The sequence below is a fragment of the Phytoactinopolyspora alkaliphila genome (assembly GCF_010550695.1).
GTDB lineage: Bacteria > Actinomycetota > Actinomycetes > Jiangellales > Jiangellaceae > Phytoactinopolyspora > Phytoactinopolyspora alkaliphila.
The window spans coordinates 69,012-85,811 of the sequence record NZ_JAAGOB010000001.1 but is presented as its reverse complement, the minus strand read 5'-3'; the positions used below and the strand labels follow the sequence as shown (position 1 = coordinate 85,811).

The window sequence follows — 16,800 nt, the reverse complement described above, 5'->3', positions numbered from 1 at the left end:
GATTGGAGACGACGATGTCGCACCATCGCAGGTACCGTCTGTCCGCTCTACTCGGCGTCGCGGTACTCGCCCTCACCGCCTGTGGAGGCAGCGGCGACGACGCCGAGGATCCCACCAACGGCGACGACGGCAACACCAACTCCACCACCGAGCCGGACGCGGAGCCCGAAGCCGGCGGCGAGCTGGCCGTGGCCATCCAGCGTCCCATCACCACGCTCGACCCGCACGGTGACATGGGCGCGGACCTCGGCACGGCCCTGGCGGGGCGGGCTATCTTCGACCGGCTGGTCAGCGTCGGCGACGAGGGTATCGTCCCGGAACTGGCCGAGGAGTGGACCGTATCCGAGGATGCCACCGAGTGGGTCTTCACCCTGCGCGACGGCGTCACGTTCTCCGACGGCACGCCGCTGACCGCCGACGACGTCGTCGGCTCGATCGAGCGGATCCAGGAACTCGAAGGCCCTCCGGCCGGGAACATCGGTGGCGTGGAGGTCGAGGCGCGGGACGAGTCGACGGTCGTCTTCACCTCCGAGGCGGGCGATCCCGCTCTAGCCGGAAAGCTGTCCCTGCTGTGGATCACCCCGGGTGAGCGGGCGAGCGAGGACGGCTTCTTCGCCGATCCGGTCGGCTCGGGCCCGTTCCAGGTCGAGAGCTTCACCCCGGAGGAGACCCTGGTTCTGGTCCCCAATCCGAACCACTGGGGCGGCGGTCCGAACGTCGAGCGTCTGGAGCTGCGTTTCATCCCTGAAACGGCCGCTCGGATGACCGCTCTGCGCACCGGCGAGGTCCAGCTCACCTGGGGAGTACCCGACGACCAGGTGCCCTCGCTGCGCTCTGAGGACAGCCTCGTCATCGAGTCAGTCCCCAGCAACGCCACCTTCACCATGTGGTTCAACTCCAGCCGGGACGCGTTCGCCGACGCCGAGGTCCGCCGGGCTCTCTGGCAGGCGGTGAACTTCGAGGAGATCATCGCCGCGCTGTACCCGGAGACCGGTGCTCTGGCCGACTCGATCGTCGCTCCTCCCGTGTTCGGATACTCGCCGCAGGAGCAGATGTCCTATGACCCGGATGCTGCTCGTGCCGCGCTGGAGGACGCGGGTTTCGATTTCGACGCCACGTTCGAACTGCAGCTGCGCGGCGAGGAGTTCCGGCAGTTCGCTCAGGCCGTAACGTCGGACCTGCGTGACATCGGAGTCCAGGTCGAGCCGGTCGAGAAGGAGCCGGGAATCTGGATCGAGGACCTGCTCGCCCTGGAATGGGACATCAACCTGCAGTCGGTCTCGGTACCGTCTCTGGATGCGGCCACGAACGTCGGCCGGCTCTATCCGTGTGCCGCCGAGCGGACCGGTTACTGCAACGAGGAGCTCGACAGTCTGCTGGCCGAGGCCGACTCCGTCGCCGACCCCGACACCCGGCAAGACCTCTACGCGCAGGCGACCGAGATCATCTGGACTGACGCGGTCGGCATGTTCCCGATGTTCCCGCAGGTTGTCTACGCCTGGCAGGACGGTGTCACGGGGGTCGACCTCGACCCGTCGTCGGTTCCGGGATTCGCCGACGTGTCCGTCGAGGCGGGCCAGTGACATTGGCCGAGCCGCCGGCCGGGCCGCCGCTGTCGCCGCGGCCGGCGGGGTGGAACACCTGGGACGTCCGGTACCACACCGGCATGTCCCACCTCCCCTCCGGCCTGCGGCTCAGATTCGGCCTCGCCGGCTCCGACGGCACCGTGTTCGACGGCTTCACCTGGCGTCACGGCCTGGTCCGGCTCGGTCACCACACGGTGGACGGTCGGTACGCCCATGCGGTCGTCAGCGCGCTGGACACCTCGCTGGACATGCAGTTCGCGGGCGGAGGCGACGTGCTCGACGTCGTCGCCTCCGTGGCGGGTGATCAGCCCGCCGACCTGGTCGTCGTCATCACCACGACAGCGGATTTCGACGACGCGTGGCGGCTGGACGTGTCCGCGTCGGTCACCTCTCTGGCCGACGACGACGCAGGTACGCGAACGCTGATCATCCCGGCTGCCGAGGCGTCACCGCTGACCCTGCGGCTGGCTCCGGCCGGCGCCGGCACAGCGCACTCGACGTCGACCGCGGCCCGGGTCGCCTCGGCCCGGGCCAGTGCGCTGGACGCACGGCTACAGACCAGCGGCTGGCTCGGCGACGCGGGCGACGCCTATGTCCGGGCGGTCGCCTGGAACACCATTTACGCGCCCGACCTCGGACGGGTGCTCACGCCGACCTCACGCGATTTCGTCTGCGCCGAGCGGGAGGGCTTCTACGGCACCTGGGCGTTGCACACGTGGGACACGTTCTTCACCGGCCTGGTCGCGGGCTGGATCGACTCGTCGTACGCGCGCGGAATCTTCGGGCAGATCCTCGACCAGGCCGACGAGCAGGGGATGCTGCCGAACCGCGTCTCCGACGACAAGGGACGCACCGACGACCGGTCCCAGCCGCCCGTGGGCGCACTCACGGTGCTCAAGGCCTACCTCGGCAGCGGGCTGAGCGACGAGACCCGTGACCGGACGCTGCTGTCCAGCAGCTACGACGGGCTGCGGCGCTGGCACGAGTGGTGGCCGGCGGCACGCCGCGGTCCGTTCGGCCTGCTCGCGTGGGGCTCGGACCCCGTGGCCGGCGACCCGGAGTCGGCCACGATGGACCGCACCCGCCGTGAGTCGGGTCTCGACGACTCCCCCATGTACGACGACGTCTCTTACGACGCCTCGACACACACCATGGACCTCGCGGACGTCGGCCTGAACGCCTTGCACGTCGCGGACACCGATGCCCTGGCGATCATGGCCGACCGGCTCGGACACGGCGCGGAAGCCGCAGGTCTGCGCACCGAGGGTGAGCGTGCCCGGGAGGAGCTGCACCGGCTGCTCTGGGACGCCGAGCACGACGAGTACCGCAACCGGTGGTCCACGGGTACCTTCTCGGAGAAGATCTCGCCGACGATGCTGTACCCCCTGCTGGCCGGCGCACCCACTCTCGAGCAGGCGCGGACGCTGGTGAGCCGGTTACTCGCTCCCGACGTGCTGGGCGGCGACCCACCGCTGCCCAGTGCCGCCCGGAATGATCCCAGCTTCAGCACCCGGTACTGGCGCGGCCGGGTGTGGGCGCCGATGGTGTACCTCGCCGTCGAGGGCCTGCGGCGCTATGGGTACGACGACGAGGCCAGGGAGATCTCCGGCAAGCTTCTGCGTCTGTATCTCGACGAGTGGGACCGGCACAGCCACGTCCGGGAGAACTACCCGGTCCGGCCCGGCGAGGACGTCCGCGCTCTGGAGGCCCGCTCAGACGGGCTTATGTCCTGGGGATCTCTCCTCGCCTACCTGGCGTTCCAGGAACTCGCCGACCCGCGTCCGGACGGCTGGCGGTTCGCTCATCCCGGCGCGCCGGCCGAGCTGGCCGGCATCCCGCTCGGCGACGGCCGGCTGAGCGTCGTCGCCGCGGACCGGCTGAGCGTCGTGTTGGACAAAGCACCACTTCTCGACGTGGACGCGCACGTGGTGATCTCCGGGTACCACAGGGGTCGCCACACAGTGCGCGGCATCGCCACCGCCCGCGAGGCCGATGCGCGGATCTTCATCGCGCCACCACCCGGAGCAGAGGACACCGTCGAGCTACACATCGACGGCGTGCCCAGCACTTACCCTGTCCAGCCGGGTCAGCTCGTCCCCATCCCCGTGCAGGCACCCGACGTGCCCGTCGCGTTTCACGTGTCGTCGGGCCGACCAGGGTCCACCCCCTTTGCAATGCACACAGATACGCATCGGTGCGCCGGTGTGCGCATTGCAAAGGGAGAAGAACGAAGGAGAAGTACCAGCAGTGAGCAGTGAAGAGCTGATCCCGGCCGACGTCCTGATCGTGGGCGGCGGCGTCGGCGGTGTGGCAGCCGCCCTGGCCGCGTTGCGCCGGGGGCGCACTGTCGTCATGTCGGAAGAGACGGACTGGCTGGGCGGCCAGCTGACAAGTCAGGGGGTCCCGCCGGACGAGCATCCCTGGATCGAGCGGTTCGGCTGCACCCGTTCCTACCGCAGGTTCCGCGACGCCGTGCGGGAGTACTACCGCACCTGGTATCCCCTCTCCCCCGCTGCCCGCGCCGATCCGGAACTCAACCCCGGGCAAGGCCGGGTCAGCCGGCTCTGCCATGAGCCGCGGGTGGCCGCGTCCGTGATCGAGAGCATGGTGGCGCCGTACGTCTCCGCCGGGCGCCTGCGCATCCTCCTCGAGCACCGCCCGGTCGACGTCGACGTCGACGCGGACACGGTGTCGGCGGTGCGGCTGCAAGGGCCCGAGGACATCGTTCGCGTCGTGCGAGCCTCCTACGTCCTGGACGCCACCGAGGAGGGCGACCTGCTTCCGCTGGCCGGCGCCGAGCACGTCACCGGATTCGAGTCCCGGCACGACACCGGAGAACCGAGCGCGCCGGAGATCGCGCAGCCGGCGAACATGCAGGCTTTCTCCTGGGTTTTCGCCGTGGAGCACCGCGACGGTGAGGATCACACCATCGACAAGCCGGAGCAGTACGGGTTCTGGCAAAGCTACCGTCCACCGTTCTGGCCGGACCGGCTGCTCAGCCTCACCGCACCGGACCCCCGCACACTCGAGCCGTTCACGCGCACCTTCGTGCCGCACGCCCATTCCGGCCCGGTGGTGGCCGATCAGAGCCAGGACCCAGGCGACCGGGACCTGTGGCTGTTCCGGCGGATCGTCGCCCGGGACATGTTCGAGCCAGGCTTCGCCGCCAGTGACGTGACAGTCGTGAACTGGCCGATGATCGACTACTTGCCAGGGCCGATCATCGGGGTCTCCGAGTCCGAGCGACGCGAGCATCTGGAGGGCGGGCGCCAGCTGGCCCTGAGCATGCTGTACTGGCTGCAGACGGAGGCGCCACGCCCGGACGGAGGCACCGGTTGGCCGGGGCTGCAGCTCCGGCCGGACGTCATGGGAACCCGCGACGGCCTCGCCAAGGCGCCGTACATTCGCGAGTCGCGGCGCATCAAGGCCCAGTACACCGTCGTCGAGCAGGACCTGTCGCTGGCCGTACGGGGCGACCGGGGTGCGCTCGCCTACCCGGACACCGTCGGTATCGGGATGTACCGCATCGACCTGCACCCGTCCACCGGTGGTGACAACTACATCGACGTGGCGAACAGCCCGTTCCAGATCCCCCTCGGCGCACTGCTGCCGGTCCGGCTGCGAAATCTCCTGCCGGCCGGGAAGAACATCGGCACGACGCACATCACCAACGGCTGTTACCGCCTCCACCCGGTCGAATGGAACATCGGTGAGGCCGCCGGCGCGCTCGCATCGCACTGCTTGGAGAACGAGCTGGCGCCGGAGCAGGTTCGCGCCGACGAACAGAAGCTGACGCGCTTCCAGGACGAGCTTGTCCGCGACGGCTTCGAGCTGGCATGGCCAGAAGTGAAAGGATACTGATGAGCACCGGGCGAGAGATGCTCAGCGGCGTGACCGTGCCGCTCGTGACCCCAATGGACGCTCCCGGCCGGCCCAGCGCCGACGCCGCAACGGCACTGCTGGCGGCGGTGCACTCCGCCGGCGCGGATGCGCTGATGCTCCTGGGCAGCAACGGCGAGGGACCGCTGCTGCCCACGTCGGTATTGCGAGATTTCACGGCCGGCGCTGTCGCCACCTGGAGGCAGCTGGGGGGTGACCGGCCGGTGCTCGTGAACATCACGGCCGCTGGGACGGCCGACGTGCTCGCCCGCGCCGAAACGGTCTTGCCCGCCCGGCCCGAAGCGCTCGTGCTGAGCCCGCCGATCTACTTCCACCACCGGGACGACGAGATCATCGCCCACTACGCCGCCTGTGCCGGACTCGGCGTGCCCGTCGTCGCGTACAACGCCCCCAAATACAGCAACCCCCTGACCGACGCGGTGTTCGACGCCCTGCTGGACATGGAGCACGTAATCGGGGTCAAGGACAGCTCCGGTGATCTCCGTGTGCTCCGGACGATGGTGGACACGGCCCGGGAGCGGCGGCCCGGGTTCGGCGTCGGGCAGGGCGCCGAGGGAGCCCTGGTGGCCGGCCTTCGAGCCGGCGCCGATGGGATCGTCCCCGGGATCGCGAACATCGCACCGGCACCCGCCGTCGAGCTTTACCGGGCCTGGTGCGCTGAACGCCCGCCGGAACCCGCTGCCGCACGCCCAGCCGGCGAGGACTCGGCGCACCACGCATCCCGCGCCGAGCATTGGCAGGCCATCGTCGACCAGCTCTGCGGCGTCCACCGGATCCGACCGGGCGTACCCACCGTCAAGGAGATCCTGTCGTGGCAGGGCCTGTGTCCCGTCCACGTCGCGCCGCCGCTCCTGCCCTGCACCGATGACGAACGGCGCGAGCTGCGCGCCTACCTCGAACCTCTCGCCGAACACCTCCTCTCGGCCACCGCCTGACACGGCTGAAACAAACGGCACGCCTTCCCCTGCCCCCGGCACTCACCTGAACCTCACCAGCTGAACCCGCCGCACCTGGCGCCAGCCAGAGGAAAGAGGTCGACGCAATGCTGCACCGCCTCACCGCCATCGCCGGAATCCTCACCGCGGGAGCCCTCGTCACGGGAGCCCTCACCGCGGGAGCCCTCACCGCGGGCGCGGCAGACCCAGCCGCACGCGGCACACCGGCACCCCGCACGCAAGCGCCACGCACGAGCGAGTCCGGCTACTTCCACGAAACCACGCTGTGGGACTCCGAGAGCGACTCGCACGAGAACTTCCACGTGCACGCCTTGGCCGTGACGCCAGACGACACGGTCCTCGCCTTCACGGAGGGCCGTTACGCGTTGTCCGACGGCGGCCCGAAGGACATCCTGATGCGCCGCAGCACCGATGGCGGCGACACGTGGGAGCCCACCGAGGTCCTCGTCCCGACCGGCGGAGAGACCTGGGGCAACCCGACCGCGCTGGTCGACAGCGAGACGGGCACCGCCTTCTTGTTCTACCAGGGCCCCACCAGCGCCGACGTCAACCTGATCAGGAGCGACGACTCGGGCGCGAGCTGGAGCGACCCGGTCGGCTTCGGCCATCTGTTCGCCGACAATCCCTTCGGCTGGATCCTGAACGGCCCCGGGCCCGGGCACGGCATCCAGCTCGACAGCGGACGGCTGATCCTGCCGATCCTGCACCGGCGGTCGGTGAACCTGCCCGCGTCGGAGCGCCGGTACGGCATCGACACCCTCTACAGCGACGACCACGGCGAAACCTGGCAGCGCGGCGGGCGGGTCCCCGTCTCACCGGACTACCCGATCAACGAGAGCCGGATCTGGCAGCGCGCCGACGGCGCCGTCGTGGTGAACGGGCGCGCCGCCGCGGGCGGGCACCGGCACCGGATCAGCGCGGTGAGTACCGACGGTGGCCTCACCTGGTCGGACCCGGTCCTCGAGCCGGCCACCGGCCGCTACACGGCCGTCGACTCCAGTGTCCTGCGGTATGAGGGACCCGACGGCGTCGGCCGCACCCTGCACAGCCGGCCCGACTCCGCCCGTCGGGAGAACCTCACCGTCGCAGTGAGCTACGACGACGGCTACACCTACCGGTACGAGAAGACCCTGCACCCAGGGCCGTCCTACTATTCGGACCTCGCGGTGCTGTCCGACGGCACGATCCTCGCGCTCTACGGCCGCGACGGGGACGTTCTCGCCTTTCCCGGTCGAGTGGCCCTGGCGCGGTTCGACGTCGCGTGGCTCACCGACGGCCGGGACACCGGCTCGGGCGGCCCGGGCCTGACCGAGCATGAGGTCGAGCTGGCTAGCACGGCCGGGGTGCGCACGGGGACCAAGACCGGGAAGCCGGTGTTCAGCACGGTCACGCCAGACGCGTCGGGTCACGCCAACCACGCCATCGTGGCCGGTTCTCCCGACGCGGTCGACGGGGCGGTCGGTCCGGCGCTGGAGTTCGGCCCGGGCGATCATCTCGAACTTCCGCGGTCCGACTCGATCACGGGGGCCGGCGAGACATTCACCGCCGCCGCCTGGTTCCGCACCGAGCAGCAGACCTCACAGACGATCATGTGGGCGTACGGCATGGGTTCCAGCACGCCCCAGTGGTGGATCCGCGCGGAACCCGGCGACAACCGCATTCGCGCCCTGCTCGACTCCGGCGCCGCGACGCGTTCTCTGGTGGCCCCGGGCGACGTCGCCGACGGCGAGTGGCACCACGTGGCGCTGACCCGCTCCGACGACGCGATGGCGCTCTACGTCGACGGCGAACTGGCGGCCGAGGCCGAGAACCTGTTCGGCTCGGCGTCGGCCGGCGCCCGGCTCGGCATCCACATCGGGCAGCGGCCGGACGGAGCCAATCCGTTCACCGGCGCCGTCGACGAGGTCTACCTGTACGACACCGCGCTGCCGGCCAGTGAGATCGCTGCGCTCGCGGACGCAGGCTCCGGCGCGACTCCTCCCGGTGGTGCGGTGGTGCGCCTGCCGCTGGAGGAAACCCGGCCGCAGCCGGTCCTTCCGGAGCGGCCACGTGTCGTCGACGACGCCAACGCCCGCGGCGGACGCGCACTGCACTACGAGGCCGCCGCCCCTGGCGACTACATCGACGTGCCTTTCCGGCTCCCCCGGGACTCGGGTGACTTCGAGGTGGCCGTCCGCTACCACCGTTTCTGGGACCGCGGGCAGATCCAGGTCAGCATCGACGGCGCCGACCTGCCGGAAGGCCTGATCGACCCGTCGCTGGCCGCGAACGAGGCGTACGAGACCTACCAGCTCGGCACCGTCTCACTGGACAAGGGACTGCACCGGATCCGATTCACGCTGGTGGACGAAGGCCGGCTCGGCGGCACCGCGATCACGCCCGACCACCTGACCTTGATCTCCGGCGGCAGCGACCACGACCTGGTCCGCGACGCGGTGGTCGACGACGACTCGGTGGGCGCCTTCGAGATGTCGGGGACCTGGGGCCGGGCCACCGGCCAGGCGGGCCATCCGTACTACGGCGTGAGCTACCGGTCCGCTTCCACCGGGACGGGGGACCGTGCCGTCCGGTGGAGGCCGGACGTGCCCGTGACGGACGACTACCAGGTGCTCGCCTGGTACGTCTCACATCCGAACCGGGCGTCAAACGCGCCGTACACGATCAACCACGCCGACGGCGAGACCACGGTCCGCGTCGACCAACGCGGACAAGCCCGCAGCCTCACCGACCCGGACCGCCCCGGCGTCTGGGTGAACCTCGGCACCCACCGGTTCGAGGCCGGCAGCTCCGGATCGGTGGAACTCGGCAACGACGCCGACGGCTTCGTCATCGCCGACGCCATCACCCTGACCCGCGACCCCGTGCCGGACACCCCCGACGACGTCCAGGCCACCGCCGCGTCGTCGTCAAGCATCGACGTGACCTGGATCGCCAGTGAGGGTGCCACCGGCTATCACGTCGAACGACGCCCAGCCGGAACCGGCGCGTGGGAGTTCGCCGGCGAAACGCCCGGCGACCAGACCACCCTCACCAGCACCGGCCTCTCCCCCGGCACGGCCTACGAACACCGCGTCTACGCCGTCGTCGACACCCACCCGGGCCGCCCGGCCCGGGGCAGCCTGCCCACCGATCCCGTCCAGGCAACAACCACCTGACATCACTGCATCGAGTTGGAAAGGGGCAACACCATGACCAACCGCTGGTTGACCGCGCGGCGAAAAGCTGCCGCGGTCCTGCTCTCGGCCGGCACGCTCGCCGCCGGCGCCCTGGTCGCCGCACCATCGTCGGCGACCCTCCCCGCTGCGAATCTCCCCCAGGCGGCCGACGCCGAGCACGGCTTCTACGATGAGACGATCCTGTGGGATTCCGAGACGGACCCGCTGGAGAACTACCACGTGCACGGGCTGGCGGTGACTCCGCAGGACACCATCCTGGCCTTCACGGAGGGACGGCACGAGACGTGCGACGCCGGCCCCCGGGAACTGCTCCTCCGGCGCAGCACCGACGCCGGCGCCAGCTGGGAGCCGTCCCAGGTAGTGGTGCCGGCGGAAGAAGGCCAGTCGTGGGGCAACCCGTCACCGGTGGTCGACCAGGAGACCGGCGACATCTTCGTCTTCTTCGGGATGTCGCTGCGCGACCAGGGCAACACCACCTGCTCCGGTGATCGCCAGGAAGTCTTCATGGTCCACAGCGATGACGATGGCCTGACCTGGACCGACCCGGTCGAGATGCCGGAGCTGTTCGAGGACAACGACTACGGCTGGACGCTGCACGGTCCCGGGCCGGGGCACGGCATCCAGCTGGACGACGGGCGGCTGGCACTGCAGGTGTTGCATCGCCGTGAGGTGATCGGCCATACCGTTCCGGAACGTCTGTACGGGGTGTCGCTGATCTACAGTGATGACCACGGCGACACCTGGGAAGCCGGTGAGCCGATCCCGGTGGACATCGACTATCCGATCAACGAGAGCCGGATCTGGCAGCGCGACGACGGCGCCGTCGTGGTCAACGGCCGCTCGGCCGCTGGCGGGCATCGCAACCGGATCAGCGCGGTCAGTACGGACGGCGGGATCACTTGGTCGGATCCGGTCCTGGAGCCGGCCACGGGCCGGTACACGGCGGTGGACGCGGGCTTCGTGCAGTTCACCGGCGCGGACGGGGTGAGCCGGGTGCTGCACAGCCGGCCGGACTCGGCCCGCCGCGAGGCGCTCACCATCGGGGTGAGCTACGACGACGGCTACACCTACCGGTACGAGAAGATGATCAACGCCGGCTCCTCGTACTACTCCGACATGGCCGTGCTGGCCGACGGAACCATCGTGCTCATCTACGGCCGCGACGGCGAGATCCTCTCCGCGCCGCAACGGGTCGCGGTAGCCACGTTCGACCTCGCGTGGCTTACCGATGGCCGTGACGACGGATCCAACGGCGGCGGCGTCGCCGAGCAGGCGGTCGAACTCGGCGCCACCGCCGACGTCCGCACCAGGCCTGGGTCGAGAGTGCCGCGGATCTCGACGATCACACCGGACATCTCCGCACACCGAAATCATGCCGCCGTCACCGGAAGCCCCACGGTGACGAAGGGAGCGGTCGGCTCGGCGCTCGAGCTCAGTGCGGACGACCATCTGCAGATTCCGCTCACCCGTTCCGTGGCAAGCGCCGGCGACGAGTTCACCACCGCGGCGTGGTTCCGCACCGAGGAGCAGAGCTCGCAGGCGATCATGTGGGCCTACGCGATGGGAAGCAGCACCCCGCAGTGGTGGATCCGGGCGGAACCCGGCGACAACCGGCTGCGCGCCCTGGTGGACACCGGAGCGGGGACACGGGCATTGACCGCCCCCGGGAACTACGCCGACGGCGAATGGCACCACGTGGCCCTCACCCGGGACCGCGACGCTGTGACGCTGTACCTGGACGGAGAGGCGGTGGCCTCGGGTGCCAGCCCGGTCGGGTCTGTGTCCAGCAATGCCCGCGAGGGCATCCACATCGGTCAACGGCCCGACGGCGCCAACGCCCTGACCGGCGGCATCGACGAGACGCTGCTGTTCGACCGGGTACTGTCCCCCGCTGAGATCGCCGGGCTGGTCACCGACGGTGCGAGCAACGTCCCCGACGACGCCGTCGTCCATCTCCCGCTGGAGCGAACCCGCTCGAACCCTGACCGGCCGGGCGGCACCGAGGTCGTCGAAGATGAGAACGCGCGTGGCGGCCGGTACCTCCAGTACGATGCTCAGGCACCGGGCGACTATGTCGAGATCCCGTTCACCGTCGACGGCGCGGGCGAGTATGAGATCGCCGTGCGCTACCACCGGCACTGGAACCGCGGCAAGGTCCAGGTCAGCATCGACGGCACCGACCTGCCAGACGGGCTCGTCGATCCGACCCTGCCCGCGAACGCGGCCTACCAGACCTACCAGCACGGCACCGTCCACTTGCGCCAGGGCGGACACCGCATCCGGTTCACGCTGGTAGGCGAGGGCCACCAGGGCGGCACCACGATCGGCGTGGACCACTTGACGCTGATCTCCGGCGGCGGTGACCACGATCTGATCCGCGATGTGGTGGTCGACGACGAGTCGGTCGGCGACTTCCAGATGGTGTCGGGAACCTGGAGCCGCGCCACCGGTCAGGCCGGGCACCCGTACTACGGCGTCAGCTACCGCTCCGCGCCCGCGGGCACCGGTGACCGGCTGGCCCGATTCCGGCTCGACGTGCCCGTGGCTGGTGAGTATCAGGTGCTCGCCTGGTACGTCTCGCATCCGAACCGGGCGTCCAACGCGCCGTACACGATCAACCACGCTGACGGCAGCACCACCGTCCGGGTGGACCAGCGCGGCCAGGCCCGCAGTCTGGCCGACGCGGACCGCCCGGGCGTGTGGGTGAATCTCGGCACCTACCGGTTCGAGGCCGGCAGCTCCGGATCGGTGGAGCTGAGCAACGACGCCGACGGCTTCGTCGTCGCGGACGGCATCACCCTCACCCGGGACCCGGTGCCGGACACGCCCGACGACGTCCAGGCCGCGGCCGCGTCGTCGTCGAGCATCGACGTGACCTGGACCGCCAGGGAGGGTGCCACCGGCTATCACGTCGAACGACGCCCAGCCGGAACCGGCGCGTGGGAGCTCGCCGGAGAGACGCCCGCCGGCGAGACGACCTTCACCAGCACTGGCCTCTCCCCCGGCACGGCCTACGAACACCGCGTCTACGCCATCACCGCCACCCAGCCCGGCCGGCCCGACCGCGGCAGCATGGCGTCCGATCCCGTCTCGGCGACCACGAACCCCGCCGGCGACGACGGTGAGGACGACGAGTCGCTCAGGCTCACCACGTTGTCCGGGCGGCCGGACACGGTCTCGGGCGGCGACTCGCTGATCCGGATCGACGTCGGCGAGGACATTGCCCTGGACGACGTGGCGGTGCAGGCCAATGATCTCGACGTCACCGCTGACTTCGTCGTCGACGAGGATGCCCGCACGCTGACCGGCGTGGTGACCGGCCTCAACACCGGAGACAACGTGGTGGCGGCGACCGGCGGGGAGAGCCGGCGCTCACAGCTGGTGGTGGTCAACCACCCTACTGAGGGGCCGGTGTTCTCCGGCCCGCACCAGCAGCCGTTCGCCTGCGAGACCACGTCGTTCACCATGCCTGTGATCGGCGGCAACCTCGGCGCACCACTCGACGAGAACTGCTCGGTCCAGACCCGCGTCGACTACTTCTACCGGACCACCGGGGACACCTACGCGCCCTGGCCGGACGGTGCGTCGTCGTACCCGGACGACATGGCGACCACCACCACGTCGACGGGCGACGACGCACCGTTCGTCGTCCGGATGGAAACCGGCACCGTGAACCGGTCGATCTACCAGCACACGGTGCTGCATGATCCTTTGACCGAGCCGGAGCCGTCGTTCGACAGCCCGCCCGCAGCCTGGAACGGCGCCGCGATCTTCACCCTCGGGGGCGGCTGCACCAACGGCTGGTACCGGCAGGGCCGCAATACCGGCGGAGTCGTCGACGCATTCATGCTGGGCCAGGGCTACGGCGTGATGTCGTCGTCGCTGAACGTCTTCGGCTCGAACTGCTCGGATCTCACGGCGGCGGAGTCGGCGATGATGGTGAAGGAGCGCTTCATCGAAACCTACGGCCCGGCGAAGCACGTCATCGGCTTCGGCTCGTCCGGAGGCTCCTACCAGGCGTATCAGACCACCGACAACTATCCAGGGATCTTCGATGGCATCATCATCGGCTCGTCGTTCCCTGACGTCGGTTTCAGCACGGTCAACATGATCACCGACGCCTGGCTGCTCGACACGTACTTCGCCAGCACGGACACCGAGTGGACCGAGGAGGAGCAGCGCGCCGCCACCGGATTCGCCACGTACGCCACCGCGGGCGCCGTCTCGGGCGGAGCGCGCCGGATCGACCCGCGTTCGTTCTGCGGCATCGTCCCCGCAGCGCAGCGATACCACCCGGACACCAACCCCACCGGTGTGCGCTGCGGCGTCTACGACCACGCGGTGAACGTGTACGGGCGGGATCCGGCCACCGGGTTCGCCCGGCGCCCGCTGGACAACGTCGGGATCCAGTACGGGCTGCAAGCGCTGAACGACGGAACGATCAGCCCCGAGCAGTTCCTGGACCTCAACGAGCACGTGGGCGGGTTCGACCACGACGCGAACATCCGGCCGGAGCGGACGGCCGGAGACCAGGAGGCGATCCGGATCGCCTACCAGACTGGCCGGCTGGCCAGCGGCGGCGGAGGGCTCGCCGGCATCCCGGTCATCGACTACCGGGCGTACCGGGACGACAACCCGAACGGCGAGCTGCACCTGCGCTACCACACGTTCTCGATGAAGGAGCGCATGGCGGAGGCGAACGGCACCTCCGCCAATTACGTCAGCCTGCTGGAAGACATCCGCTATGGCGGTTTCAGCACGGACAGTCCGATGCTGCGGCACGCCATCATCGAGATGGACGACTGGCTCACCGCCATCGCGGCGGACACCTCCGGTGACGCACCGATCGACAAGATCGTCCGGGCGCGGCCGGCGGACCTCGTGGAGGGGTGCAACACCCGCGACACGAACCCCGTGTTCATCGCGGAGACGCTGGACCGGGACCCGGCCGGTGAATGCGAGCAGCTGTACCCGACAGCATCGTTTCCCCGGGAGGTCGCCGGTGAGAGCGTCGCCGCGGACGTGGTCAAATGCCAGTTGAAGGCACCAGACCCGGAGGAGTACGCGGTGCAGTTAGATGCCGAGCAGTGGGACCGCCTGGAGGCGATCTTCCCCGGCGGCGTCTGCGACTACTCCAAGCCCGGCGTCGAACAACAGGGCCTCAGCGACACCTGGCTCCGCTTCTGACGGGCGGCAGATGACCTGATTCGCCATCAGCCTGCGCCGGTCAGCCATGGCCTCCTGCTGTGGCTGACCGGCATGGTTGATACTGAATCAAGGAGGCCTTCATGACCGTAGAGACGTCCGCCCGGACACTTTCCGACCAGTTCGCCCGCGACGGCTACGTCATCCTCGACGGCGCACTGAGCGCGCACGAGGTCGACGAGCTGCGCGTCGAGACGCTGCGCATCTGCCGAGGTGAACTCGGCGAGATCAAGGGCGGCTCCGACGCCGGCGCGTCGCTCTCCGACGACGAGGTGATGCGCCGGTACCTGTGCATCCACTACCCGCACAAGCTCTCCGCGCTCATGCTCGAGGGGATGCGGCACCCGGTCGTCGTCGATGCGCTGACCCACGTGATCGGCCCGGACGTCAAGGCGATGCAGTCGATGCTGTTCATCAAAGCGGAGGGTAAACCCGGCCAGGCCTGGCACCAGGACGAGTTCTTCATCCCCACCCGGGACCGCTCCCTGACCGCGGCGTGGATAGCACTGGACGACGCGACCGTGGAGAACGGCTGCCTGTGGGTCCTGCCTGGATCGCACCGCCGTGGCGTCATCTTTCCGAACCGGGAGCACAACGACCCGCGCTACGACTGCACCGTGGAGTCCTTCGACTTTCCGTACACCGACGCCGACGCCGTCCCGGTGGAGATCCCGGCGGGCTCTGTCCTGCTGTTCAACGGGTACCTGCTCCACAAGTCGCTGCCGAACACCGGCGGCCGGGGGTATCGCCGGGCGCTGGTGAACCACTACATGAGCGCGACGTCCCTGCTGCCGTGGGGGCGTCCGGCCGAAGGTCAGCCGATGGCGCAGGCCGACTTCCGCGACGTCGTCCTGGTGGCCGGCGAGGACCCGTACGCCTACAAGGGGATCGAGCAGATCCGGCAGCCGTACATACGCCCCGACCGTGCGGGGGGCTGCGACAGATGACGCTCCCCCGGGGGCATCGGGGATCCGCTCGTCAACGGCGGGATCCCCCATGACAACGGGCCGGGGTCTGGGCGTCGGGCTGGTCCCCAGACTGGGGCCGGCCGTGGCGGACTACCCGCCCGGGTCCACGTTCGGGCCCCGCGAGGCGAAGAGCTTTCAGTTCGTCTGGATCCTCCGGGGCCGGGCTTCGTGGTGGCACGACGGCGCGGCCGAACCGGTCCAGCTGGAGCCGGGGCGCCTGCTGCTGGTGCGCCCCGGCATGCGGGATTCGTTTCGCTGGGACACCGACGGGCCGACGCGGCACGCCTATGTCCATTTCACCCTGGGGGACGTCGTGCAACCCGCACAGCACCAGGACCCGGTGCTCGGGCCGCGAGCCCTGGTATCCGACCCGGGCGCCCAGGCGCTCGGGTCACCCGAACACTGGCCTTTGACCCACCCGATAGATGAGCGCGACGGCCCGATCGCGGCCCTCTGCCGCTACCTGCTGTGGCTCGGCGACGCCCGTCCTGACGGATGGAAGGAGCGAGCTCGCGATGTGCTCGCCCTGCTGGTGGTCACCTTCGTGGCCGGTCCACTTCCCGGCGACGACGACCCGCCGTTCCCCCGCCCACTCGACGCCATGGTGAGGCATGTCGCTGGCCGGTGGCGAGACGGAGTGGCCCGGCCGGTGCCGCTGACCGAGCTGGCGACCGCGGCGTCGATCTCGCCGAGCTCGTTGTCCCGGCTGTTCCGGCGGGAGTTCGGCGTCGGCCCGGTGGCCGCGCTGGAACTGATCCGGCTGGCCCGCGCCGAGCCGCTGCTCTGGATGAGCAACCTCACCATGGCGGCGATCGCTGCTCAGTGCGGCTTCACCGACGCCTACCACTTCTCCCGGCGTTTCCGCGCCGCCTACGGCGTGCCGCCCAGCGTATTCCGCGCTGACGGAGCCGGATCGTCGCGCCTCGCGCCGGTCGGCCAGACCAGGCTGCGCCCGCTGGAACGCCGGCTCCGCACGGTCAACGCCCGCACATCGTAGAGCGATCGCCGC

The 16,800-nt window shown here is 69.8% G+C and carries 8 protein-coding genes; all 8 read left to right on the top strand.

All coding sequences use genetic code 11. The features are described from left to right. The first annotated feature begins 14 nt into the window (after positions 1-14). The 8 genes from G1H11_RS00335 (at position 15) to G1H11_RS00300 (ending at position 16,788) form a co-directional block, all read left to right on the top strand. Positions 15-1,583 (top strand): ABC transporter substrate-binding protein, encoded by a 1,569-nt coding sequence (locus tag G1H11_RS00335; RefSeq protein ID WP_163815010.1) that lies wholly within the window; start codon positions 15-17, stop codon positions 1,581-1,583. Then, on the top strand, positions 1,580-3,844 hold the full coding sequence (locus tag G1H11_RS25045; protein ID WP_163815008.1) for an MGH1-like glycoside hydrolase domain-containing protein: 2,265 nt from the start codon (positions 1,580-1,582) through the stop codon (positions 3,842-3,844). The genes G1H11_RS00335 and G1H11_RS25045 overlap by 4 nt, the downstream gene beginning before the upstream one ends. 7 nt (positions 3,845-3,851) lie before the next feature. After that, positions 3,852-5,447 carry an FAD-dependent oxidoreductase gene (locus tag G1H11_RS00325; RefSeq protein ID WP_163815840.1) on the top strand — a complete coding sequence of 532 codons (1,596 nt, stop codon included), beginning with the start codon at positions 3,852-3,854 and terminating at the stop codon, positions 5,445-5,447. After that, complete coding sequence (locus G1H11_RS00320; protein ID WP_163815006.1) at positions 5,447-6,421, top strand: dihydrodipicolinate synthase family protein; 975 nt, start codon at positions 5,447-5,449, stop codon at positions 6,419-6,421. Before G1H11_RS00325 ends, G1H11_RS00320 begins: the two co-directional genes overlap by 1 nt. Positions 6,422-6,528: 107 nt before the next feature. Beyond that, positions 6,529-9,597, top strand: coding sequence for an exo-alpha-sialidase (locus G1H11_RS00315; protein WP_163815004.1), 3,069 nt, complete (start codon positions 6,529-6,531; stop codon positions 9,595-9,597). Between the two features lie 33 nt (positions 9,598-9,630). Next, positions 9,631-14,805 carry a DUF6351 family protein gene (locus tag G1H11_RS00310; protein ID WP_163815002.1) on the top strand — a complete coding sequence of 1,725 codons (5,175 nt, stop codon included), beginning with the start codon at positions 9,631-9,633 and terminating at the stop codon, positions 14,803-14,805. A gap of 101 nt (positions 14,806-14,906) precedes the next feature. Next, the gene (locus tag G1H11_RS00305) at positions 14,907-15,770 is read left to right on the top strand and encodes a phytanoyl-CoA dioxygenase family protein (protein ID WP_163815000.1); all 864 of its coding nucleotides are present in this window, start codon (positions 14,907-14,909) and stop codon (positions 15,768-15,770) included. Positions 15,771-15,819: 49 nt separating this feature from the next. After that, positions 15,820-16,788 carry a helix-turn-helix transcriptional regulator gene (locus tag G1H11_RS00300; RefSeq protein ID WP_163814998.1) on the top strand — a complete coding sequence of 323 codons (969 nt, stop codon included), beginning with the start codon at positions 15,820-15,822 and terminating at the stop codon, positions 16,786-16,788. Positions 16,789-16,800: the final 12 nt, after the last annotated feature.

Bases quoted from the DNA above. Each gene is read 5' to 3' on its own strand.
- G1H11_RS00310 (WP_163815002.1), top strand. From the start codon at position 9,631: ATGACCAACCGCTGGTTGACCGCGCGGCGAAAAGCTGCCGCGGTCCTG.
- G1H11_RS00300 (WP_163814998.1), top strand. From the start codon at position 15,820: ATGACAACGGGCCGGGGTCTGGGCGTCGGGCTGGTCCCCAGACTGGGG.
- G1H11_RS00305 (WP_163815000.1), top strand. From the start codon at position 14,907: ATGACCGTAGAGACGTCCGCCCGGACACTTTCCGACCAGTTCGCCCGC.
- G1H11_RS00335 (WP_163815010.1), top strand. From the start codon at position 15: ATGTCGCACCATCGCAGGTACCGTCTGTCCGCTCTACTCGGCGTCGCG.
- G1H11_RS00315 (WP_163815004.1), top strand. From the start codon at position 6,529: ATGCTGCACCGCCTCACCGCCATCGCCGGAATCCTCACCGCGGGAGCC.
- G1H11_RS00320 (WP_163815006.1), top strand. From the start codon at position 5,447: ATGAGCACCGGGCGAGAGATGCTCAGCGGCGTGACCGTGCCGCTCGTG.